We start from the raw sequence: 24,445 nt of genomic DNA, 5'->3' as shown, positions 1-24,445 counted from the left end.
AAATTTCTTTGATAATGCTTAAAAGTCCGGGAACTGTTTACGCTATGCTAATACAATTCGTCCACATTAACTTCAACTTATCTTTACGGCTCACTCAATTGCTTCCTCTTACCAGAACAACCCAAAGCATTAATGCTCGAAAAAACACCCGGATATAAAGTAATAAAGACGTGGCTGGCTTCAAAAAAAATGAAGCCTTTTGAATTCCAGGTGCAGGCGTGGCAGGAAATACAAGCCGGAAACAGCGGCCTTGTTAATGCGCCCACCGGTTTTGGTAAAACCTTCTCTGTCTTTCTTGGAGCCATTATCAACTACATCAATCAAAACCCTAAAAGCTATAAAACAAAGAAAAAAAGTGGCATGCAACTGCTTTGGGTAACTCCACTAAGAGCCCTAGGAAAAGACATTGCACGGGCGATGGAAGAAGTTATCGAAGAACTCGGAATGAGTTGGCAAATTGGAATCAGGAATGGAGATACGGATGTAAATGAAAGGCAAAAGCAAAAACGAAATATGCCTGAGGCCTTGATTATTACGCCTGAAAGTCTTCATTTACTGCTAGGCCAAAAAGATTATCCTGATACATTTTCAACACTGCAAATAATTGCTGTTGACGAATGGCATGAACTGTTAGGAAGCAAACGTGGCACTCAGGTAGAGTTAGCCGTCTCACGAATTGTTGGTTTGAGGCAAAAATTTGCAGAAAGAACGGCTGCTTTGCCCCTCTCGCTCTGGGGCATTAGCGCGACAATTGGAAATCTTGAGCAAGCCAGGGATGTACTGCTAGCTCCGTTGACTACCTCAGATCCGTCACTGCCACTACCCTCCCCTGTTATCGTTAAAGCAAACCTGCGTAAGGAAATAGCAATTGAGTCTGTTATTCCCGAAGAAATTGAAAAATTTCCATGGGCGGGCCACCTTGGGTTAAACCTTGCGCAGCAAGCGGTAGACATTATTCGCGCTAACAATACTACCCTTGTTTTTATCAATACCCGCGGCATGAGCGAACGTTGGTACCAGAAAATTTTAGAGATCGCTCCTGACCTCGCAGGTGCCATTGCGCTTCACCACGGAAGCATCGAGCAGGAATTACGTTTGTGGGTCGAAGAAGCCCTACACACAACCAAACTAAAAGCAGTGGTTTGTACCGCCAGCTTAGACCTCGGCGTCGATTTTCGTCCCGTTGAAACAGTCATACAGGTCGGTTCTCCAAAAGGTGTTGCCCGGTTTTTACAACGCGCCGGCCGCAGTGGTCACCAGCCGGGAAAAGTGAGTAAGATTTATTTTCTTCCAACACATTCGCTTGAGTTAGTAGAGGCCGCGGCACTAAAACAGGCTATGGAAGAAAATCTCATAGAAAGCCGCGAACCCCGAATGCTGTGCTTTGATGTCCTCATCCAATATTTGTGTACGCTGGCTGTAGGCGAAGGCTTTAAACCAGACGATATTTTCGAGGAAGTAAAGCGCACTTATTGCTATGCTGACATAACCGATGCTGAGTGGTTGCAGGTATTACATACCATTGTAAACGGCGGGGATGCGTTGCTTCAGTACGACGAATATAAAAAAGTTGAAGTGGGTGAGGATGGGGTCTACCGGATAAAAAACCGAAGAATAGCCATGCGCCATCGCATGCATATTGGAACGATTGTTAGCAGCCCGATGATGAAGGTGAAGTTTATTTCAGGCGGCTACGTCGGTGTGATTGAGGAGACCTTTATTTCAAGGCTTGAACCCGGAAATGTATTTACGCTCGCAGGCCGAAACCTTGAGTTTGTGATGGTAAAGGAGATGACGGCGCTGGTTCGAAAATCAAATGCTTCAAAAGCAATCGTACCTAGTTGGGACGGTGGAAGAATGCCGCTATCATCCAACCTTGGCATGATGCTTAGAAGAAAATTTAATTCCGCCCTTACTTCTGGTGACGTAGAATTAATAGCGCTTAGACCTTTGTTTGACCTGCAACAAAAACTGTCGCATGTTCCCAAAGAAAATGAGTTGTTGATAGAGCAGATCGAGACAAAAGACGGTTACCACTTATTTGTTTATCCTTTTGAGGGACGGCTTGTGCACGAGGCGATGGCTGCGATTTTGGCCTATCGCGTCAGCCGTATTACCCCTATCACTTTTTCAATTGCGATGAACGATTATGGATTCGAATTGCTCAGCGATCAGCCCATTCCCGTTGACGATGCTAATGTGTATGAACTATTTTCTACTGATAATTTGTTTGCAGATATTCAGCGAAGTGTCAACTCTACAGAGATGGCGCGACGAAAGTTTAGAGACATTGGTGTAATCGGAGGGTTAATATTTACAGGATATCCGGGCGAGCAAAAGAAAGCACGGCACCTGCAATCTTCAGCCTCCCTAATCTTCAATGTATTTACCGAGTACGACAATCAAAACCTGCTCCTTCGCCAGTCGTACAACGAAGTGATGGAACAACAAATGGAAGAAATGAGGTTGCGCAACATGCTCGAGCGCATACAAAAATCGAACATCATTTTAAAGTGGCCCACCCAACTTACGCCCTTTTGTTTCCCCGTGAAAGTAGATAGCATGCGCGAAAACATGAGTAGCGAAAAGCTTGAAGACAGAATAAAGAAAATGCAGGCACAATTAGAAAAGTAGAATTATTATTAGTCAGCATCCGACCTGTGCTAAACATCGTTGTGTCACTCACTTATACTTGTATAACTTGATCAACTTTTTTCCTTTTGACTATAACAGTCCTGCAACGTTATATGTTTTCTCAACCGTTATTACCCTGCCACGATTATCGGTAAATATCAAAAGCTGTTCTAAAAGTATTGCAATGGGCCTCCACAATGTTTCTTATGTCAGGAGAATAACCGCCACCCATAGAAACCACACAAGGAACTGCGTGTTTCTTAACAAGCGAAAGCACCATTTCATCTCTCTGTTTACATCCTTGCAGGCTCACTTTTAACTTACCAAACTTGTCTGTTTCAAGTATGTCTACACCGGATTGGTAAAAGCAGAAATCTGGCCTTACCTGCATGAATAGCTCGGGCAATGTCTCCGATAGGATGTTTAGATACTCCCCATCGTCTATTCCATCTGTAAGGGGCATGTCAAGGTCTGACTGTTCTTTATGAAAAGGATAATTGTGTTGGCCATGCATGCTGAAAGTAAAAACCCGGGGTTCATTTTCAAAAAGCTTAGCGGTACCATTTCCCTGGTGAACGTCCAAATCTATTATCAGAATTTTCTTAGCCAGCCTTTTATCAATTAAATAGTTTGATGCAACGCCCTGGTCGTTTAACATGCAGAAGCCTTCTCCCCTATCTGCAAATGCATGATGCGTTCCGCCGGCAACATTTAGGGCCACACCACTTTCAAAAGCATAATGACAACAATCAATTGTTCCTTGTGTGATCATTAGTTCCCTTTCTGTCAACTCTGGTGATTGGGGAAACCCTATCCTTCTTTGTTCGGAAGCGGATAATTTTTGATTGAGCAGTTTATCCAGGTATTCACGAGTGTGTGTAAGCAAAATTATTTCTTGGCTGCAGGGCGGGGAGGCAAAAATATTGTCAGGGGTAATGGTACCCTCGTGCAATAATTGCCCGGGAATTAGCTCATACTTCAGCATGGGAAAGCGGTGACCTTCAGGCAACGGGTGAGAATAAATTGGAGAGTAGGCTATCTTGATGATGTCGCTGATATTTGTCGATTCTTAATTTAAGGCATTTTTTGTTCCATACTGTTCTACCGTTGAAGAGTGCGACGCAACGACTGACTCAAAAGGGACTTACGGTTGAGTTCAAAAACAATCTTTTTAAAAGCCCGTCATTTTCATTCACGTTACACTTTCACAACCGCACCTTGCTGACCTTTTGCCAGGTTGGAAGGTATAATGGCAAAAACATTATCAGCAGATTTTCTATCTATTAGCGCGGTTCCTGTAAATTTTGAAAAAGCTGGTATTACGGCAAAATTTTCAGCAAAATAATAACAAGGCAAAGAGACCTTTTGTTTTGCAAGCCCCTTTAGCAGCACGCACGGATGGATGTGGCCGCTGAAGTAATAATGAATATTTTCAGAGGGCGCACATGCTTCGGTAATGTCGTGCACAAAACAAAAATTTGCAAGGTGATAGTGTAAATCCGAAACAGAAATATTAGAGTCGGCGTACCACTCTCTTTTCAGGATGTCGTGGTTGCCTTTTACTAACTGAATGTGAAGGGTGCTGAAATCGCTTCTCCATTTTTTGAATAAATCCAGCTCTTTGTTCAACACGCTATGAAACAAATCGCCTACCACTAATAACTGCTCGGGCTTGTAAAATTGTAACTGCGCCATTAGTCTTTGCATATCCTCTTTGTAAACATTCTGTGGAACGGCTATGCCTGATTTACGAAAATGACCCGTTTTGCCAAAATGAAGATCTGAGACAATTAGGACATTTTGCTCTTCCCAATAAATGCAGCGATCGGGTGACAGCCACAGCGTTTGTTGATGTAATAAAAACTTCTCTGATACCTGCACTCCTAAATATTTTACGCGCCAAAGATATATAATACAAAGTGCGGAGGAATTAGTTTACGGATAAGACTGAGTGAAGCAGCTTTTGACGGCGCGTTGTTTTAGAATTATTCTTTTAAAAATTATTGACAGACTTTTGCAGCCGTTACCGGGTGTTACTAAAGCTTAATTTTAAACATGAATTGGGAGACAATTTTTACTACGCAACGTATAGGACAACAAAAAGAATCTGCCGGACCGAGATCGGGATTTCAAAAAGATTTTGACCGGATTATATTTTCATCAGCTTTCAGGAGATTACAAAATAAAACGCAGGTATTTCCACTGCCGGGGAGCACTTTTGTGCACAACCGTCTTACGCATTCGCTGGAAGTTGCCAGTGTAGGGCGATCATTGGGTAGTATGGTAGGAGAAAAATTAAGTAAAGAAATTGCCGATAAGTCGAGCGACAGTTACGAGTTCTATAGGTACGAGCTGGCAAACGTTATAGCTGCCGGATGCCTTGCACACGATATTGGCAATCCTGCATTCGGACATTCGGGCGAAAAAGCTATTTCAGCCTATTTTATTAATAATGCTAATTCGCTTATTGATGAAAAACAACTCCAAAGCTTCTTCAGCGAAAGAGAGTGGGCAGACATATCGAACTTTGAAGGCAATGCGAATGCAATCAGAATACTAACCCACGTTTTTAAAGGAAGATTGACTGCAGGACTAGGACTTACCTACACAACAATTGCATCCATACTAAAATATCCTTGTGAGGCAACAGGTATAGATAAGCGATTTAAGCACAGAAAGAAATTCGGCTTCTTTTTATCTGAAGCCCACGCCGTTCATGCGATTGCTGAAAAATTAGGAATGCACCGCGAAGAAGGCGAAACGGTGATGTACAAACGTCACCCTTTTGTTTACCTGGTAGAGGCGGCAGACGACATTTGTTACAGCATCATTGATATGGAAGATGCGCACAGGCTTGGTATTCTCTCTCATGATTTAGTGAGAACTTCTTTCTTTCACGTAATTGATTGCCTTAATGACGAGCAAGATTTTAAAAAGAGAACCGAGGAGATTTACGACAGGATTGATGATATGAATGAAAAAATTAGCTTCCTGAGGGCAAGGGCAATTAATCTTCTTACTATAAAAGCAGCGGAAGTGTTTTGGGAGAACAGGCAATCTATATTAGAAGGGACATTTAATGATACTTTGATCGATAACATTGAAAACCGTTACGGCGCGTTGAAAGAAGTGATGAAAATCTCAAACGAGAAGATTTATAACCATGACACGGTTTTGGAAATTGAAATAGCGGGCTATAACGTAATGTCTGAATTGCTCGGCTTATTTGTTCCCGCACTGTTGAAGAAGAAACCTGATCATAAAGATGAAAAAGTGCTGAAGTTGTTCCCGGTACAGTTTAGGGAATTTGAAGACACAAATTCACCATACGAAAAAGTACTGAGCGCCTTTGATTTAATATCGGGTATGACTGACCTGTATGCAACAGAAATGTATAGAAAATTAAAAGGTGTTGATATACCTCAACACCGATAATCAAAAGCTATGTTCTCTGCGGCTAGCTTGACAACTTATTTGGATCATCATCATTACTCTCCCAACTATCTAAAGCTTCGGGGTCAGGCATATTACCGACATGTGCGTTTTCATCAACGATAAATCCTGAAGCATCTACCTTGGGTACCGCCGCCGGGTCGGTATCAGGCGTTAATAACTCACCTTCTGTTGCAGTACTTTTTTGCACATGCTCCTGGTTGCCTTTGCCATCTTCCTCGTTCCTCTTTTGCATATCTTTTTCAAGATCTTCATTACTCATTTCAGCGGGGTTATTATTGTCCATACTTGCCATTTTAGTGTCTGTTGTTTTATCGGGTAGTTAAAAAATTGTGCCGCTTCGATCCTCATTCAGGAATGTTTAAAATAGTTTTTGCCAGGTTAATTGTCTTTTCGTCTCCGGTGTATTTGCCGCGTTCATCCGACAATTTTACAACCGGCGTCCAGGCTCCCCCATCCGGAAATGCCTCCACCATTTTAATAACAATATTCATCGGTTTTAAACCAACATCGTTGGTAAGATTTGTACCAATGCCAAAAGACATACCTATTTTTTCCCTGCAAAATTCTGCTATCCGTGCTACTTTTTCATAATTCAGAGCATCCGAGAAAACAATAGTTTTTGACATAGGATCTATGCCCAGCTTTTGGTAATGCCTTATTGTTAGTTGTGCAAATTCAATTGCATCTCCGCTGTCATGTCTCACCCCGTCAAAAAGTTTGGCAAACATTCGATCAAACTGGTCGTAGAAGACCGTTGTAGTATAAGTATCAGAAAGCGCAATACCCAGGTCGCCTCTATAAACCTTCACCCAATTATCGAGGCCTAAAGAGTTCGCCATTTTAAACCCGTATTTAGCTGCATGAAACATAAACCATTCGTGCGCATGTGTGCCTATTGGCTTTACCCCATTTGCCATTGCAAAATGTACATTGCTTGAACCGACAAAAGACTTTTGCCCGTATTGTTTAAGCGCCTGCATTACCAAACGGTGCACCTGGTACGAATGTCTCCGGCGGGTTCCAAACTCCGCTACGGTTACGCCCAGAGTGTTGTATTTCTCTATTTTTTCTTTGGTTATCTCTACCACCTGCTGATCGTTGCTGCGTTGCTGGTTGGTCAATTTATAATATAACTCTGATAGAAGTGATAGTAGCGGTACTTCCCAAAGTATGGTTCTGTACCAGTACCCTTCTACAAAAATACGAACATCATTACCCTTCTGCTCAATCACTACCTCTTCTGGATTGTAACAGTAGCCTTGCAAAAAATCAAAGTAAGTAGGATCAAGATATGGACAGGTTACGGCTAAATACTCTTTTTCCGGCAGGGTCAGCTTCAGGGTTGCCATTGCATCTACGCTTGCCCGAAGAGCTTCGGCAAAACCATCAGGAAAACTGTGTTTCCCCCTGTTGATAAATTTATAACGAGCCTTCGCCTTAGGAAACAACTTAACAACGCCATGCTGCATTGTAAACTTGTAAAAGTCGTTATCAAGTAAAGAAGAAAGTTGTACTTCGGCTTTAGCCATTTTTGTTTTTTTTAGAAATTTATGCAAACATGCTACCAGCTAAAAGTTGAAAATTAACAAGTTGCCGGTGGATGGCAGGAAGTAATATACGGGGATGGTTGAAAACCCGGCATTACCTCTTTTTTCTGCCGTAGTTTAAATACCAGCGCATTCTTACATTCCTGGCAAAAGGAAGTTCGGTGTTTGAATGCAAAAAAAGTTGTTGAAACAGCGCGGGGCAATCACGTATGTATGTAAGATGAAAGCCTTACATACATGTATAGATGCAAACAAGCGTAATGAGGAGTGGAATTGTCTTGAAGAAATCTACCAGATTTTGAGGTTTGCATGAAATAATACCGGTTTTATAAATCTCCCGAAAAGAGAAAAAAGAACAGGTGAAATTTGCTGAATAAAGAACAATTTGTAAAAGTGAGTGACACAACGAAGTTGATTAGCATACCAACGTTAGCAAACAAAAAATCTTCGATTTTTAAATCCCGATTTCTAATTGAACTATATTCGCCAAAAATAAATTAGCTATATGAATTTGCATGAGTACCAGGCTAAGGAGTTACTAAAGAAATACAAAGTTCCTGTACAGGAAGGTATTGCAGTAGATACCGTAATGGCTGCTGAGGAAGCATACAGGCAAATTAAAAATGATACTGGCAACCACTTTGCGGTAGTAAAAGCACAGATACATGCGGGCGGACGTGGAAAAGGGAAAATTGAAGGGAAAGAACAACGCGGTGTAGCTGTAGGCAAGAGTCTTGAAGACATTTCGAATATTACTAAAAATTTGTTGGGCGGTACATTAGTGACCATTCAGACAGGCCCTCAGGGTAAAAAAGTAAGCAAGGTACTTATCGCCCAGGATGTATATTATCCTGGTCCAAACCCTGTTAAAGAATTTTACCTGAGCATATTGCTTGATCGTGCAAAAGGTCAGAATGTAATTATGTACAGCACTGAAGGAGGAATGGATATTGAAGAAGTTGCACACAATACTCCTGACAAAATTTTTAAAGAGTGGGTTCATCCCGGCGGTGGTCTTCAAGGTTTCCAGGCAAGAAAAATTGCTTTCAACTTTGGACTAAGCGGTGAAGCATTTAAGAATTGCGTTAAGTTCGTTACCAATCTTTACAGTGCATATTGCGGACTCGATTGCAGCATGTTGGAAATAAATCCCCTGTTTAAAACAGCCGATGAAAAAATCATAGCGGTTGACTGCAAAATGAATTTAGATGAGAACGCTTTAATGCGTCACGCTGATCTTGCAAACCTGCGGGATGTAAACGAGGAAGATCCTACTGAAGTCGAAGCTGGTCAATACAACCTGAATTTTGTAAAGTTAGACGGTAACGTAGGTTGTATGGTGAATGGCGCCGGCCTTGCTATGGCTACCATGGACATGATTAAACTTGCCGGTGGCGAACCTGCAAACTTTCTTGATGTAGGTGGTACTGCAAATGCTCAAACTGTGGAAGCCGGATTTAAGATCATCATGAAGGATCCCAATGTAAAAGCAATTCTAATTAACATTTTTGGCGGTATCGTTCGTTGCGATCGTGTTGCATCCGGCGTTATTGAAGCGTACAATAAAATGGGAAATATTAATATTCCTATCATTGTTCGCCTACAAGGAACAAACGCTGAGGAAGCTAAAAAGCTGATAGACGAAAGCGGACTAAAAGTGCAAAGCGCAATTTTGTTAAGCGAGGCTGCAGAGTTGGTGAGGAAAGCGGTGGCTTAGGAAGTTGTAAGTTTTAAGTTGTAAGTAATAAGTTTTAAGTTGTAAGTAATAAGTTGTAAAGTCCCATCTTTTAAGGTGGGACTTTTTTTATGGACTTAGCTGGTTGCAGGCATGTAGCTTTTGTTGCGTCGCACACTGCAACGATAGATTGTAATTCATCTTTTTAAAGCCACATATATTCTGCATTTGGCTTTATACAGAAAGAATCATTTGTCGGCATTTTTATAAATCCGGAAAATTGCCACCCAATAGAAATAAACCAAACGCCACACCATCATTCAATAACATCCATTCAATTTCTTGCATGAAAATCTTTGTATCTGGTACTTATGAAGCAATGTCAAAGAAGGCCCTTAGCACCGTTGTTGAAATAATAAAAGATCGCCGCAGTCCTGTTATATGTACTGCTTCCGGAGATAGTCCCGCCGGGTTGTATAAAGAATTGGTAGCCGGCGCCGCGAAAAATCAGGTAAAGGTTTCCACCTGGAATTTCCTTAGCCTTGATGAATGGGCAGGTATGAATGGAAGCGACAACGGAAGTTGCAGGTATCATTTAAATCAACAGTTATTTGAGCCTTTAGAAATACCCGAAGAGCAAATTTGCTTTTTTGATGGAAGAGCAGCAGATCTTGAAACGGAATGCAATAAAGTGGAAGATTATATAGAACAACATGGAGGCATAGACGTAGCAATTGTTGGCCTTGGAATAAATGGTCATGTTGGGATGAATGAACCGGGAACCCCGGCACTATTGAAATCTCATGTCGCAGATATAGATCCACTTACCCAGCAGGTAGGACAAAAATATTTTAAAGAAAACACGCCCCTGGAGAAAGGGTTAACACTTGGTATCGCATCCCTAATGGAAGCACGAAATGTTGTACTGGTGGTAAGCGGAAGTAAAAAGGCTGAAATCCTAAAGCAGGTGCTTGAAGGAGAAATTTCTGAACAAACCCCTGCCAGCCTTTTAAGAAATCATCCGTCTTTTTTTGTTTTTGCAGACAAAGAAGCTGGCTCGTTGTTAATGCAGCAGGATGTTGAATAATGATTTGCCACCTATAATTCTGTAAACGCATCTGGATGGTCACCTCATTTGTGTAAGTTTTAAAACAAATCCTCCTCCCTGTGCCATTTTTATTATGGAAGGTTTGCCCTTTTTTGCAAGAGAAATTTCGTGATGCTATAGCCGCATAGGTGTTGGCATTTATACAATCGGATATTCGTACTTGCAACATCTATTCAATAACTAGGCTTATTCTTCAACTTTAGCTTAACTATAATACGGCTATCGGGAGATTTTATAGAAATGCTATCAGGTGCACAACCGCATTGAAAGAATAAAAACTAATAATAAGGTGAATTGAACTTTCACATGCCTGGTTAAAATCAACTTTTGAAGGAGGTTGCAAAAACAATAAAAAAACACAACTACAACAATAAGCTTAGTGGCATAATTTAAGTAGAAAGTACATTTGCATTTCAAAAAGCATTTTATCAATTTAGAACAAGTAGCATGAGTATGAATGAAAATCCAAACAATCCTGATGTGGTTTTAATTGGAGCTGGTATAATGAGCGCAACGCTGGGTGTATTGCTTAAACAATTGCAACCCGATTTAACCATCGAAATTTTTGAAACGCTTGATGTTGCAGCAGCAGAAAGCTCCGACGCCTGGAACAATGCAGGAACCGGTCACTCGGCATTTTGTGAACTTAATTATACACCGGAGCTACCTGATGGATCTATCGAGACGTTAAAAGCAGTGAAAATTGCTGAATCGTTTGAGATTTCAAAACAGTTTTGGAGCTATCTTATTCAGCAAAATTTTATAACTGTACCGCCGTCTTTCATAAGGCCTATTCCTCACATAAGCTTCGTTTGGGGACAGAAAAACATCGACTATCTCAGGAAGCGATATGAGGCGCTCACGTCGTGCCACCTTTTTAAAGGAATGATATATACTGAAGACAAAAGCGTGTTGGAAGAATGGATTCCTTTGGTGATGGAAGGCCGCAACCCCGAAGAGAAGGTGGCAGCAACACGGATGGATATTGGAACAGATGTAAATTTTGGCTCACTTACCAGGTGTATGTTTGACCATCTGAAACATCAGCCCGGCGTTTCTCTTCATTTTAGCCACCAGGTTCGCGACCTTGAAAAGAATGAGGGTGAAACGATGTGGCGGCTGAACGTAAAAAATACAATAACAGGTGAAAGGCGAAAGCTGCAAGCCAGGTTCGTCTTCATAGGTGCAGGCGGAGGATCGCTGCCGTTACTGATAAAATCAGAAATTCCTGAAGGAAAAGGCTTTGGTGGATTCCCGGTTAGTGGACAATGGCTTCGGTGTACCAATCCGGAAGTGATAGCTAAACACAATGCAAAAGTTTATGGAAAGGCTTCTGTAGGCGCCCCACCAATGTCGGTGCCCCATCTTGATACAAGAATAATTGAAGGGAAACGTGAATTGCTTTTTGGACCTTATGCGGGATTTTCAACAAAGTTTTTAAAGCACGGCTCATATATGGACTTGCCGCTATCTATCAAACTGGGAAACATTGGTCCGATGTTGTCTGCCGGTATTAAAAACATTCCTCTTACAAAGTACCTGATCGACCAGGTAAGACAATCGCCTGAAGATCGTTTAGATGCCCTTAGGGAATATTTGCCGGCGGCAAGATTAGAAGACTGGGAAGTAGAAATTGCCGGACAAAGGGTGCAAGTGATTAAAAAAGATGAAAAAGAAGGCGGCGTGCTTGAGTTTGGAACGGAGGTAGTAAGTTCTGCGGATGGAACTATTGCTGCACTATTAGGAGCGTCGCCAGGTGCGTCCACTGCTGTTTCTATTATGCTTGATCTTTTAAAACGTTGTTTTAAAGACAAGGTTGGCACACCTGAATGGCAGTCAAAGCTGAGAAAGATGATCCCTTCGTATGGTCAGTCGCTGGCATCTAACGGAAAACTTTGCGCAGAAGTGAGAAAGCAAACTAGTGAAGTGCTTAAACTGCAATTTGCAGAAGGTGTACTTAAGCCGCAGGAATGATTATAACTTGAAACCGTCTGGTATTGATATCGTAAAAACAAATCCTTGTAACCAGGCAATCAGCCTGGTTACAAGGATTAACAAACAAACGCTATACAACAACTTTAATATGGAATACGAGGAAAGCCGAACGATGTTTTGCGGCTAAACGGAGCGTCGCAACAATTGAAACAGAAAAGATTAAAAGCTGGTTACAGAAAAATTATTCCGCCATCATTTCCTGGATAGTCTCAACAATATCTTCTGCATTTGGCTTACTGAAATAGTCCCCGTCACTTCCATAAGCTGGACGATGAGCTTGAGCGGTAAGTGTTTTTGCCGCCACATCGAGGTAGCGATAACCATTTTGTTCTTCAAGCACTTTATTATACATGTACGCGGCTGCTCCTCCAGGTACATCTTCGTCGATAAAGATAATTCGGTTAGTCTTTTTTAAAGAAGCGAGAATTGTAAGGGGGCGATCAAAAGGCACCATCGTTTGTACATCTATAATTTCACAGCTTACACCGCTCTTGTGCAATGTATTAGCTGCTTCGCTTACTATACGTAAAGTAGAACCATAAGAAACAATCGTTATATCTTCTCCTTCGCGCAAAATTTCGGGAGTACCAAGAGGTACACGAAGGTGAAGTAAATTGGAAGGCAACTTCTCTTTCAAGCGATAGCCGTTTAAACTTTCTATCATCAACCCCGGATCGTTCCCATCCAACAAGGTATTATACATTCCGGCCGCCTGCACCATATTGCGCGGAACGCATATAAATATTCCCCGAAGGGCATTAATGATCATACCCATTGGTGAGCCACTGTGCCAAATACCCTCAAGGCGATGACCACGGGTACGAACAATCAGGGGACAACTTTGCAGACCTTTAGTTCTGTAATGGGTAGTAGCTACGTCATCGGCAAGCGGTTGTAATCCGTAAAGCAGGTAATCGAGATACTGTATTTCTGCTATTGGACGAAGACCCCGCAGGGCTAAACCTACCCCTTGTCCAATAATAGAAAGTTCGCGTATTCCGGTATCGAAAATGCGATGGTGGCCGTGCTTCTCCTGCAAACCGGAAAAGCCCTGGTTTACGTCTCCTATTTTACCAACATCCTCGCCAAAAGCAAGCACTTTTTTATTAGAGGCAAATAAGAGATCGAAGTATTTATTTAGTATTTCGAAACCGTTTACAATTTTCGAGTCCTCGGCGTAGGTAGCCTTTACCTCGGTTATCTTTAAAGCCGATTTCGAACCTTCGTTATACAGGTGCGAATTGAAGATGGACTTATTTTCTTTCTTCAATTCGTTGTAGTGACTCTTTATTTCTTTAGCTGACGGAATTATCTGCAATGTCGTAGCTAAGGTCTTCATTACGTCGCGGCGAAGCGGCTCACGATTTGTCTGAAGTTCCGTTATAAGTTTTTTAAGCTCTTCTGATTTTGCAGGATGCTGTTTAGCAACTGTAGCAATAATCTGAACAACCTTGGCTACCTGCTTTTTAATTGGGGCAATATAACCGTCCCACGCTTTTGCCTTGCTTGTTCTTGCATGTTCCTTAGCGGCAAATTCTATATCAAACAATTCATCTTCTGCGGCCAATCCATTTGCAATAATCCATTCCCTAAATTTTTTAATGCAATCCCACTCCTTTTCCCATTGTAGCCTTTCATGTGTTTTATAGCGCTCATGGCTTCCGCTGGTAGAATGTCCCTGAGGTTGGGTGATTTCTTCAACATGAAAAAGTGCGGGGGTATGTGTTTCACGCATCTCTTCCAATGCAGCCTCAAATACTTCGCACATACCGGCATAATCCCACCCTTTTACTTTGTAGATATTTATGCCGTTAGTCAAAGTTTCCTTCTGAAACCCCGACAACGCATCTGAAATGGAACCTTTTGTAGTTTGTAGTTTTTTAGGAACAGAAATACCAAATCCATCATCCCAAACAAAAATAGCCAGCGGTACCTGCATAACGCTAGCTGCATTTACAGTTTCCCAGAAATGACCTTCAGAAGTACTTGCATCACCGATAGTACAAAAGCAAATTTCGTTGCCGTTATTGCTAAGATTTATAAGTTCTTTTGTATCACCGAGATTACGAAAGGCTTTTGAAGCCAACGCCAATCCTAGTGCCCGCGGCATCTGGCCAGCTGTAGGAGCTATATCAGCGGAAATATTTTTCAGATTAGCGAGGTCGAGCCAACTACCGTCCTCATTAACAAACTTTGTAGCAAAGTGAGCGTTCATCTGCCGGCCTGCACTAAAAGGATCGTTATTAATATCGGGGTCCGAATATAATTGAGCAAAAAATTGTTGAATAGTAGCAAGTCCGGTCGAAAACATGAAGGTTTGGTCGCGATAATAGCCAGACCTGAAATCGCCGTTCTTAAAAAATTTCGCCATTGCAATCTGTGCCACCTCTTTTCCATCGCCAAATATTCCAAATTTTGCTTTACCTGTCAGCACTTCTCTTCGGCCAAGTAAACTGGTTTCACGGCTTTCCATTGCAATCTTATAATCTTGTAAAACCTCCTGCCGAAACCTATCATACGACATTACCTCCTCGCTGACCTCTGTGTGTAAATGCTGATTCTCCATATGCAAACTTATAAATAATGGCGGTGTAAACTTATTAGTGTTAAAAATTACAACTTATGAAACTTCTATATAATTTACAGCCTCGATTTGCGTTTCTAATTTTAACTGACATCGATTAATGAAATCTTAAAAACAGAAGGGGTACGAAAATAGGCACTATTATTTCTTACCAGAAACAATAACTTTACAATCACAAAAATCATTTTCCAAATGAAGAAAATTACACTTGTTCTTACCAGCTTATTTGTTGCTGCGCTTGTAAATGCCCAGGCTCCTGCGGGAACTACTTCTGCGGCCAGCACTCAAATTACACCTAAGGCTGATATAACCAAAGTTCTGGAATTTAAAGAAGAAAATCACGACTTTGGAAAGATCCCTCATGGAAAGCCTGTTGAATTTGATGTTGCCATTAAAAACATTAGTTCAGAACCTATAAAAGTTGAGAATGTAAAAGTTGGCTGTGGATGCACTACGCCAAAGTATGAGCAAGGAAAAACCTACGCTCCCGGAGAAACTTTTAAAGTTACTTTGGGCTTCAGCGGTTATGCAGAAGGTGCTTTTGAAAAATCGGTAGATATTTTCTTCAATAACGGAATGTCTAAACAAATTAAATTTCATGGTACAACTTACAAAACAGCTGAAACTCCGGCTCCGGCAAATACTGGTGTTCAGAAGCTAAAAAATTCAGGCAAATAAAATAATTTTAAACAGAAAGGTTGTTAGCACTAAATCGCAACCTCTTTAAATACCCTCTTATTATGAAAAAAATAGTTTTTTTAATTATTGCAGTTTTAGGTATCACAACTGTTTTTGCACAAGGCAAGGCACCCATCGAGTTTAAAGAAGTAAAACACAGTTTCGGTAAGATTAAGCAGAACGTGCCTGCTACCTACTCTTTTACTTTTACAAATACATCTAACACTCCTGTAGTTATTGAAAATGCAAGTGCCGAGTGCGGATGTACGTCTCCAGACTACCCTAAAGGGGTGATTGCAAAAGGAGCTTCAAATAAAATAAAGGTTACTTATAATGCAGCTGCGATGGGTAGTTTCACCAAAAAAGTTACGGTTAAAGTAGCAAAAGTTGCCGATCCCATTATTTTGACGATAGACGGAGAAGTAGTTGAGGCAAAAGCCACTGCTAAAGCTGGAAAATAATCAATCAAATACTATTGTAAAAGCCACCAATTTGGTGGCTTTTTTATTGTTACCAATTCTCTATCCTAATTCCCTCTAGTATCTTTGCCCCATGTTAACTATTAGTCAGCGAGGTCATTTGATGCCTGCTTCCCCAATAAGAAAACTGGTTCCCTTTGCTGAGGCAGCAAAGAAAAAGGGTATCAAAGTGTATCATCTCAATATCGGGCAACCGGATATTGAAACACCAAAAATGGTTTTAGATGCTGTTAGAAATAGTGATTTTTCAATATTAGAGTATAGTCATAGTGCAGGTAACGAAAGCTACCGCAAAAAACTGGTGCAGTATTACGAGTCGGTAGGCATACAGGTGGATTACAACCAGATTATTGTCACAACAGGGGGAAGTGAAGCTATTTTGTTTGGCTTTATGACATGCCTCGATGTTGGTGACGAGGTCATTATTCCCGAACCGTTTTATGCAAACTATAATGGTTTTGCTGTAGAAGCAGGTGTACATGTGGTGCCGATAACCTCACGAATAGAAACCGGTTTTGCCCTTCCTCCTATTGAAGATTTTGAAAAAGCCATTACTCCGCGAACAAAAGCAATTGTTATTTGCAACCCAAACAATCCAACTGGCTATTCTTATACCAGAAGCGAGATGGAGCAACTGAAAGAGCTTATAAAGAAACACAACCTATACCTGTTTTCCGATGAGGCATATCGCGAGTTTACCTATGACGAAAAGCAGGTTAGCGCAATGCATTTGCAGGGTGTGGATGAAAACGTAATCATCATGGACACCATCAGTAAAAGATATAGTGCATGCGGTGGGCGTATAGGTGCTTTTGTAACTAAAAACAAAGCGGTTTTGGACGCGACGATGAAATTTGCCCAGGCACGTTTAAGCCCTCCAAGTTTTGCTCAAATTGCCGCTGAAGCTGCGGTTGACCTGCCTGCCGATTACTTTAATACAACTAAAGAGGAATATAGAAGCCGGCGCGATTTAATCGTACAACGCTTAAACGCAATGCAGGGAGTTTATTGTCCAAACCCTGGCGGTGCTTTTTATGCAATGGCTAAACTGCCTATAGATGACAGCGACAAATTTTGCCAATGGTTGTTAGAAAGTTTCGAGTATAACGGGGCTACACTTATGCTGGCACCAGCCACTGGCTTTTACGGTACACCGGGATTGGGAATGCAAGAGGTAAGACTGGCTTATGTACTTAATCTTACTGCTATCGATGCTGCAATGAACTGTCTTGAACAGGCATTAAAAGTGTATCCGGGTAAAACAAATTGATTTCGATTTAAAAATGTAGTTGTAAAATATATTGAATAAATGCTGGTACGTAATTTCAATACCGGCATTTGTTTTTTTAGCATCATCCTTGCGTCGCAATCACTTTGGCAGTAAACCTTTAGGCATCGCCTTCAATACAATCAGTAAAACCATCATTCAAATCATCAATAGTGAAAATCAGAGATATTCTACAGGTTCTTGATGAACTTGCCCCATCCTCTTACCAGGAGAGTTATGACAATGCAGGGTTGATTACCGGCGACTCAACTCATGAGTGCAGGGGCATTATTTGCACATTAGATGCAACCGAAGAAGTGTTACTCGAAGCAAAGGAAAAGGGTTGTAACCTTGTGGTAGCTCATCATCCCATTATCTTTTCGGGTTTAAAAAAGATTACGGGAAAAAATTATGTAGAGAGGGCGGTTATTACTGCTATAAAAAATGACATCGCTATTTACGCCATCCATACAAATCTCGACAATTTGCTCACAGGAGTAAATGGTAAAATGGCAGATAAATTAAACCTTCAAAACAGGAAGGTTTTGTTGCACAAACAAAATAACCTGATGAAGCTGGTGGTGTTTGTGCCTGTTAGTGAAGCGGAACAAGTGCGGGAAGCCATTTTTAATGCAGGCGGCGGCATGATTGGGAAATATAGTGAGTGTAGCTTTAATATCAGAGGAAAAAGCACCTTTACTCCAGGTGAAGGCACTAATCCTCATACGGGCGAGGTTGGCAAAAGAGAGGAAAACGACGAAGAAAAAATTGAAATCATCTTTCCTGCACACTTAAAAGAAAAGTTAATTACTGCAATGTCGGAAGCCCACCCCTACGAGGAAGTTGCCTACGACATTATTGCTTTAAATAACTATTTCCAGGAGGTGGGAAGCGGCCTGATTGGTGAGTTGACAGAACCAATGGAAATAAACCATTTTCTAAAACTTATCAAACAACAATTTGGTTTACACGTTATACGCCACACCCCGTTGGTGAAAAAAGTGGTAAAAAAAGTGGCTCTTTGTGGAGGTGCGGGAAGCTTCCTGATTAAAAATGCTTTATCGGCCGGGGCTGATGCTTACATAACCGGCGATATTAAGTATCACGAGTTTTTTGATGCTGAAAGTAGAATGGTTCTTGCCGATATAGGACATTGGGAAAGTGAGCAATTTACCGTAGACTTACTGCATGATGTTTTACGTTCAAAATTTACTACCTTCGCCGTCTTAAAAAGTGAGGTAAAGACCAACCCGGTTAATTATTTCACAGACTAATTCAGCTCGATTTGATCGCTTTATCTAAAGAAATATCAAGGTACAAATGATGAACGGATTGCGACGCAACAATGAATAATCGGAGTTGTTAAGCTGGTACCAAAAGCAAAAATCGTGGTGATACCTATAAACATTAAAATTTTTAAAACAAGATATGGCTACTGTTAAAGACTTTTCTGTAGAAGAAAAATTGACCGCATTGGTTAAGTTGCAAAAAGTTGACTCTAAATTAGATGAGATTGGAATTTTGAAAGGTGAATTACCAATGGAAGTGAGTGACCTTGAAGATGAAATACAAGGGCTGCATGCACGGCAAATGCGTATTGAAGAAGAAATAAACGGTATTTCTGATTTCATTGAAAAGAAAAAAGAGGTAATAAAAGAATCGGAAGCGCTTATAAAAAAATACGAGAAGCAAAGCGAAAATGTAAAAAACAACAGGGAGTTTGAGGCCATTAATAAAGAAATGGAAATGCAACACCTTGAGGTAAAGCTTGCTGAAAAACACATTAAAGACGCAAACGAAGAGATTGCTGATAAAATTAAAGTACTGGATATTGCTAAAAGGCAGATTGCAAGCAAAGACACTGTTTTAAATAACAAAAAAAGTGAGCTTCAAAAGATAATCGGCGATACTGAAATTGAAGAAAGCCACCATAAAGAGTTTAGTACTGAGGCACGTGCGGCACTTGATGAAAGACTGTTGTTTTCTTATGATCGTATTCGTAACAATTATCGTAACGGGCTGGCTGTTGTTCCGGTAATGAGAGATTCGTGCGGCGGTTGTTTCAATGCCATTCCACCACAAAAGCAAAGCGAAATCAAACAACACAAAAAGATTATTGTTTGTGAGAACTGTGGACGGATTTTGGTTGATGAGGATCTGCACCAAAATGTGGAAACCAAATAAGACCAATTATAATATTGTGAAAAGGGCATCCAAAAGGTGCCCTTTTTTAGTGCGCATTGTTTATCTCATATCTTTACCGCCAATGAAAAATGTCTTTTTTGCTATTGCAATTTGTTTACTTTCCTTAACTTCTTTCAGCCAAAAAGTATACGATTTTAACGTTACGTGCCGGGCGGCTTACACAGAAGTAATAAAATTGAAATTTGCCAAGGGAAAAGAGTTAATTGCTAAGGAAAGACTGCAAAACCCAGGGAACCTTATTCCTGATGTACTGGAAGGCTATATAGACTTCTTTACTTTATTTTTTAATGAAGATCCTACTGAATACGCTGTCCGGAAAGACAACTTCGATAAAAGAATTGTAGCCTTTGACTCAGGCCCTTCCAATAGCCCGTTTTATAGATATGCTAAAGCTTTAACCTTTTTACAGCGCGCAGCCGTGAGAATAAAATTTGGAGAACGCTACGCCGCGGGGTGGGACTTTAAGAAAGCCAACTCATTAATTAGAGACAACGAAGAAAAATATCCATCGTTTCAGCCCAATAGAATGCTATCGGGATCTATTGAAGTAGTCATAGGAACTGTACCGTCAGGGTATAAATGGCTTACAAGCCTGTTTGGAATGAGAGGCTCAATCACCGATGGAATGCAAACCATGCGCGCCTTTATTAGCAGTAATGACACTTACGCCAAACTTTTTACAAATGAGGCCATCTTTTACTACTGCTATCTTATGTTTTATGTAGAAAATAAACCAGAGCAGGTTTTTAAATTGATAGAGGCAAAAAAGTTAGACCTGGTAAATAATCATCTTTTTACTTACCTGGGTGCAAACCTTGCTTTAAATAGTAAGCAGACCGATTATGCCCGTAAGGTTATTGAGGCCCGTAATACTTCTCCTGATTATATGCAAACTGCTGCATGGGACTTTGAGATGGGATTTGTGAAACTGCATAAACTTGAATTAGATGAGTCGATCAAGTACTTTAAACAGTTTTTAGATACTTATAAAGGCAAGTTTTATGTAAAGGATGTATTGCAAAAAATAAGCTGGTCTTACTATCTCAAAGGGGATAAAGTGGAGGCGGAGAAGTACCGCATCCTTACAATCAGAAACGGCAATACCGAAAGTGACGCAGACAAAAAAGCTTATCGTGATGCAAAAAAAGGAGTATGGCCTAATGAAATTTTATTGAAAGCGAGGATCTTTAATGATGGCGGTTACCAAAAGGAAGCGCTGGGATTGTTACAAGGAAAGACGATTAACGATTTCCCAAAACCCGAAGATGCGCTCGACTTTACCTATAGGCTTGCACGGATTTACGACGACATGGGAAGAGATGATGAAGCTATAAAACATTACCAGGCAGCAATAAAATTAGGCAAAACGAGGACAGATTATTACGCTGCCCGGGCTGCATTACAAATGGGAAATATCTACGAAAACCGAAACCAAAAATCATTAGCCATTGCAGCTTACAAAGAATGTCTGGAAATGGGAGACCATGAATATAAAGACTCGTTGGATCAGAGAGCCAAGTCAGGAATTGCACGGTGCAAAGGGGAGTAAGCGCCCTTTCCTGATGGAAGAAAATATATAGCAATGCCGGTTTTGTCTCGTCCAAAGCCCCTATAGGGGTTGGGGTTTCTTCTATATCTTTACCTTATGTTACGCAGGTTACACATACAGAACTACGCTATTATTGATGAAATTGACATCGATTTCTCAAATACCCTTAATGTTATTACCGGTGAGACAGGTGCTGGAAAAAGTATTTTGATGGGAGCTTTAAGTCTTATTTTAGGCGAAAGAGCAGATACTTCTTCACTGCAGAACAGGGAAAGAAAGTGTTTTGTGGAAGGTTTTTTTTCTGTTGATAATAAAAAAGCTGTTGAGAAATTTTTGACTGAAAACGAATTTGATTTCGAAGAAGAACTGGTCATAAGAAGAGAAATTTCTGCAAGTGGTAAGTCAAGAGGTTTTATAAATGATACTCCCGCAACCGTTCAGCAATTAAAAGAATTGGCCTCATCTCTTGTTGACCTGCACCAGCAATTTGATACCCTTGAGCTGGGGGACTCCGACTTTCAGAGACAAGTTTTAGATGGGCTGGCGGGCAGCACTGAGCTCTTGGCCACTTATCAGAAAAACTTTCGCAACTGGAATAAACAAAAACATGAACTTGAACAATTGCAGAAACAAAAGGAAACCTTTCAAAAAGACTTCGATTACCACCAATATGTTTTCAATGAACTGGACCAATTGGGCTTATCGGAAAATGAACTTGAAAACCTTGAAAGTGAGCTTCAACTGCTAACGAATGCTGAAGGGATTAAAACAGCCCTGACTAAAGTATATTTTGAATTAAAGGAAAGCGAACAGCCGATTGTACCGCAGCTAAAAATACTCGCTAATCAGCTAAATGCTTTTTCGGGATATCACAAAGATTTGCCTGAATTGATTAAAAGACTTCAAAGTGCACAAATAGAACTGCAGGACATTGCAGACGAAGTAGAAAGTCTGAACGACCAAACCAATTTCGACCAGAAAAAAATTGACCAGGTGAACGAACGTCTGTCAGCGGGATACAAAATGCTCAAGAAGCACGGCGTTCAAACCACAAACGACCTTATCGCAATAAGAAATGAGCTATCGCAAAAACTGGAAGCGGTACTAAATATTGATGAGACTATTTCATCGAAAGAACATGAAGTAAAGGCTTTATTTCAAAAAGCAGAAGACGCGGCAAAAACCATTTCAACCAGGAGAAAAAAAGAAATACCATCTCTTGAACAAAAAGTAAATGCTCTTCTACATCAGGTGGGTATGCCTAATGCAAGGCTGAAAATTCAGGTGGAACCTGCGCCTTTAAATTTTTTCGGACACGATGCAATTGAATTTCTTTTTGACGCAAACAAGAGCAATAGATTTGAACCAATACGTAAAGTTGCAAGTGGCGGCGAACTTAGTCGATTAATGCTGTGCATAAAATCTCTCGTCGCACAATCTATTGATCTACCCACCCTTATTTTTGACGAAATAGATACGGGCATTTCTGGTGAAGCAGCAAAACAGGTGGGGTTCATAATGAAAGACCTTTCTTCAAACCGTCAATTAATTACCATTACGCACCAGCCTCAGATTGCGGGTAAAGCAGACGCACACTTTTTCGTCTACAAAGAAATTAAAGGTGATGCAATTAAAACCAACATCAGGCTATTGTCGCAAGATGAAAGAATAACCGCAATCGCACAAATGCTTAGCGGCGAAAAACCAACCGCCGCAGCGTTAGAAAATGCGCGTGAAATGGTTATGAATTAAGAAGTTTGAATACCTGGCACACGGATGACACGGCCTGGGGAATGATCCGGGAATTTGTTCTTTATTAAAAGCCCTTCTTATCCGGGGCATCCGTGTCCCCCTTTTTCATGTGTGTTCCATCTTGCTCTATTTTACATTCTTTTTTCAGAATAAGAATTGAATTTCTATTTTTACCACTTGTTAATAAAAACAAAATCAACTCGTAATGGCATACAACTTATTGAAGGGAAAGAAAGGTATCATTTTCGGTGCATTAAACGACCAGTCAATTGCATGGAAAATTGCAGAAAAATGTTATGAAGAAGGAGCACAAATTGTGTTAACAAATGCGCCGATCGCTTTACGGATGGGTGAAATAAACAAGCTTGCAGAAACGTGTGGAAATGCCCCTGTCATTCCTGCCGATGTTACCAGCAACGATGATTTAAAGAATTTGCTGACAAAGAGTATGGAACATTTTGAAGGACAAGTTGATTTTATATTACATAGCGTAGGCATGAGTATGAACATGCGCAAAAACAACCATTACACAGCTTTAAACTACGATTTTACACATAAGACTCTCGATATTTCGGCTATCAGTTTTCACCGGGTGTTGCAGCTCGCTTATCAAATGGACGCACTTAGCCAATGGGGAAGCGTAGTAGCGCTCACCTACATTGCGGGGCAAAGAGTATTTCCTGATTACAACGAGATGGCCGATGCAAAGGCTTTACTTGAAAGCATTACCAGAAGTTTTGGCTACCAATATGCGAAAAAGAATAAAGTGCGGATCAACACTGTCAGCCAGTCTCCTACCCGTACTACCGCCGGAAGTGGCGTAAAAGGTTTCGAAGGCTTTATTTCATTTGCAGAAAAAATGAGTCCCCTTGGCAATGCAACTGCTGAGGACTGCGCCAATTATTGCGTCACTTTGTTTAGCGACCTAACCAAAATGGTTACCATGCAAAACCTGTTTCACGATGGCGGGTTTAGCTTTACAGGCGTCACCGCAGAAGTGATTGAACAAATGGAAAAATAATTTTTAAAAAAACTCCCCTTTTGGGGAGTTTTTTTTAATAGAAATTTCAATACCTGCCACGGTCTTTCATAGCAACATCGTTGCGTCGCAATCACTTCAACAATATAACATTCCGAGGCTTTGGCTCCTCCGCTATCAGTTCTCATATCCTTATTCACCCGCCACGCAACATTTACAATGATAAACTTGTCAATCAATTTACTTGAAATACCTGCCTACCAACTTCATTGGTTTGATTACATTGGTTATTTCGGTTCGTTTCTAACCTCAATCACCTTTATTCCGCAAGTATACAAAGCATGGAAAACCAAAAGTGTTGGCGACCTTAGTATTTGGATGATATCAATCGTAGTTTTAAGTACTATGGTCTGGCTTGTGTACGCATTTGCAATTGCAAGTGGGCCCGTCATAGTTGCTAATACGGTCGTCTTTATTCTTTCTCTGATACTTATTTATTTTAAGTACCGGTTTAAACGGTAAATGAAAGATTAGTTG

At 40.8% G+C, this 24,445-nt stretch carries 18 protein-coding genes and 1 pseudogene; 14 read left to right on the top strand and 5 right to left on the bottom strand.

Features of this window, described 5'->3' with window-relative positions; all coding sequences use genetic code 11:
• Nucleotides 1-132: 132 nt before the first annotated feature.
• On the top strand, nucleotides 133-2,634 hold the full coding sequence (locus JWR87_RS11400) for a ligase-associated DNA damage response DEXH box helicase (protein WP_297819912.1): 2,502 nt from the start codon (nucleotides 133-135) through the stop codon (nucleotides 2,632-2,634).
• 145 nt (nucleotides 2,635-2,779) lie between these two features.
• Here JWR87_RS11400 and JWR87_RS11395 read toward each other — a convergent pair whose 3' ends face one another.
• Both JWR87_RS11395 and pdeM read right to left on the bottom strand, forming a co-directional pair.
• Entirely contained in the window at nucleotides 2,780-3,619 is an 840-nt protein-coding gene (locus JWR87_RS11395; RefSeq protein WP_297819909.1) for a histone deacetylase, read from the bottom strand.
• Between the two features lie 212 nt (nucleotides 3,620-3,831).
• Nucleotides 3,832-4,515 (bottom strand): ligase-associated DNA damage response endonuclease PdeM, encoded by a 684-nt coding sequence (gene pdeM / locus JWR87_RS11390; protein ID WP_297819906.1) that lies wholly within the window; start codon nucleotides 4,513-4,515, stop codon nucleotides 3,832-3,834.
• A 174-nt stretch (nucleotides 4,516-4,689) separates the two neighbouring features.
• On the opposite strand from pdeM, the gene dgt reads away from it, so the two are divergent.
• The gene (dgt, locus tag JWR87_RS11385) at nucleotides 4,690-6,069 is read left to right on the top strand and encodes a dGTP triphosphohydrolase (protein ID WP_297819904.1); all 1,380 of its coding nucleotides are present in this window, start codon (nucleotides 4,690-4,692) and stop codon (nucleotides 6,067-6,069) included.
• 22 nt (nucleotides 6,070-6,091) lie between these two features.
• On the opposite strand, the gene JWR87_RS11380 is transcribed toward dgt, so the two are convergent.
• Together JWR87_RS11380 and pncB are read right to left on the bottom strand one after the other, a co-directional pair.
• Nucleotides 6,092-6,373, bottom strand: coding sequence for a hypothetical protein (locus JWR87_RS11380; RefSeq protein ID WP_297819901.1), 282 nt, complete (start codon nucleotides 6,371-6,373; stop codon nucleotides 6,092-6,094).
• Nucleotides 6,374-6,434: 61 nt separating this feature from the next.
• Nucleotides 6,435-7,619, bottom strand: coding sequence for a nicotinate phosphoribosyltransferase (gene pncB / locus JWR87_RS11375; protein ID WP_297819898.1), 1,185 nt, complete (start codon nucleotides 7,617-7,619; stop codon nucleotides 6,435-6,437).
• A 523-nt stretch (nucleotides 7,620-8,142) separates the two neighbouring features.
• On the opposite strand from pncB, the gene sucC reads away from it, so the two are divergent.
• The 3 genes and pseudogenes from sucC to JWR87_RS11360 all read left to right on the top strand — a co-directional run.
• Entirely contained in the window at nucleotides 8,143-9,354 is a 1,212-nt protein-coding gene (gene sucC / locus JWR87_RS11370) for an ADP-forming succinate--CoA ligase subunit beta (protein ID WP_297819895.1), read from the top strand.
• A gap of 304 nt (nucleotides 9,355-9,658) precedes the next feature.
• Entirely contained in the window at nucleotides 9,659-10,399 is a 741-nt protein-coding gene (locus JWR87_RS11365) for a glucosamine-6-phosphate deaminase (protein WP_297819892.1), read from the top strand.
• A gap of 456 nt (nucleotides 10,400-10,855) precedes the next feature.
• Nucleotides 10,856-12,394 (top strand): annotated as a pseudogene (locus JWR87_RS11360) (malate:quinone oxidoreductase); the annotation flags it as partial.
• A 202-nt stretch (nucleotides 12,395-12,596) separates the two neighbouring features.
• On the opposite strand, the gene JWR87_RS11355 reads toward JWR87_RS11360, so the two are convergent.
• The gene (locus tag JWR87_RS11355) at nucleotides 12,597-14,981 is read right to left on the bottom strand and encodes an alpha-ketoacid dehydrogenase subunit alpha/beta (RefSeq protein ID WP_297819889.1); all 2,385 of its coding nucleotides are present in this window, start codon (nucleotides 14,979-14,981) and stop codon (nucleotides 12,597-12,599) included.
• A 210-nt stretch (nucleotides 14,982-15,191) separates the two neighbouring features.
• Here JWR87_RS11355 and JWR87_RS11350 point away from each other — a divergent pair, with 210 nt between their 5' ends.
• The 9 genes from JWR87_RS11350 (at nucleotide 15,192) to JWR87_RS11310 (ending at nucleotide 24,430) form a co-directional block, all read left to right on the top strand.
• Nucleotides 15,192-15,677, top strand: coding sequence for a DUF1573 domain-containing protein (locus JWR87_RS11350; RefSeq protein ID WP_297819886.1), 486 nt, complete (start codon nucleotides 15,192-15,194; stop codon nucleotides 15,675-15,677).
• Nucleotides 15,678-15,739: 62 nt separating this feature from the next.
• Nucleotides 15,740-16,138: a DUF1573 domain-containing protein gene (locus JWR87_RS11345; protein ID WP_297819883.1), complete on the top strand. Its 399-nt coding sequence runs from the start codon at nucleotides 15,740-15,742 to the stop codon at nucleotides 16,136-16,138.
• A gap of 91 nt (nucleotides 16,139-16,229) precedes the next feature.
• Nucleotides 16,230-17,426: a pyridoxal phosphate-dependent aminotransferase gene (locus JWR87_RS11340; RefSeq protein WP_297819880.1), complete on the top strand. Its 1,197-nt coding sequence runs from the start codon at nucleotides 16,230-16,232 to the stop codon at nucleotides 17,424-17,426.
• A gap of 170 nt (nucleotides 17,427-17,596) precedes the next feature.
• The gene (locus tag JWR87_RS11335; RefSeq protein ID WP_297819877.1) at nucleotides 17,597-18,697 is read left to right on the top strand and encodes a Nif3-like dinuclear metal center hexameric protein; all 1,101 of its coding nucleotides are present in this window, start codon (nucleotides 17,597-17,599) and stop codon (nucleotides 18,695-18,697) included.
• Between the two features lie 154 nt (nucleotides 18,698-18,851).
• Nucleotides 18,852-19,607, top strand: a complete 756-nt coding sequence (locus tag JWR87_RS11330) for a C4-type zinc ribbon domain-containing protein (RefSeq protein WP_297819874.1) — start codon at nucleotides 18,852-18,854, stop codon at nucleotides 19,605-19,607.
• Nucleotides 19,608-19,803: 196 nt separating this feature from the next.
• A complete protein-coding gene (locus JWR87_RS11325) occupies nucleotides 19,804-21,177 on the top strand; it encodes a tetratricopeptide repeat protein (RefSeq protein WP_297819871.1) in 1,374 nt (457 codons plus the stop codon).
• A gap of 96 nt (nucleotides 21,178-21,273) precedes the next feature.
• A complete protein-coding gene (gene recN / locus JWR87_RS11320) occupies nucleotides 21,274-22,929 on the top strand; it encodes a DNA repair protein RecN (protein ID WP_297819867.1) in 1,656 nt (551 codons plus the stop codon).
• Nucleotides 22,930-23,134: 205 nt separating this feature from the next.
• The gene (locus JWR87_RS11315) at nucleotides 23,135-23,950 is read left to right on the top strand and encodes an SDR family oxidoreductase (protein ID WP_297819864.1); all 816 of its coding nucleotides are present in this window, start codon (nucleotides 23,135-23,137) and stop codon (nucleotides 23,948-23,950) included.
• 177 nt (nucleotides 23,951-24,127) lie between these two features.
• Nucleotides 24,128-24,430 carry a SemiSWEET family transporter gene (locus tag JWR87_RS11310; RefSeq protein ID WP_297819861.1) on the top strand — a complete coding sequence of 101 codons (303 nt, stop codon included), beginning with the start codon at nucleotides 24,128-24,130 and terminating at the stop codon, nucleotides 24,428-24,430.
• The last annotated feature ends 15 nt before the right edge of the window (nucleotides 24,431-24,445 follow it).

The sequence above is a fragment of the Segetibacter sp. genome (assembly GCF_025963695.1).
GTDB lineage: Bacteria > Bacteroidota > Bacteroidia > Chitinophagales > Chitinophagaceae > Segetibacter.
Note: the sequence above shows the minus strand (reverse complement) of the source record. Positions and strands in the feature narration are given on the sequence as shown.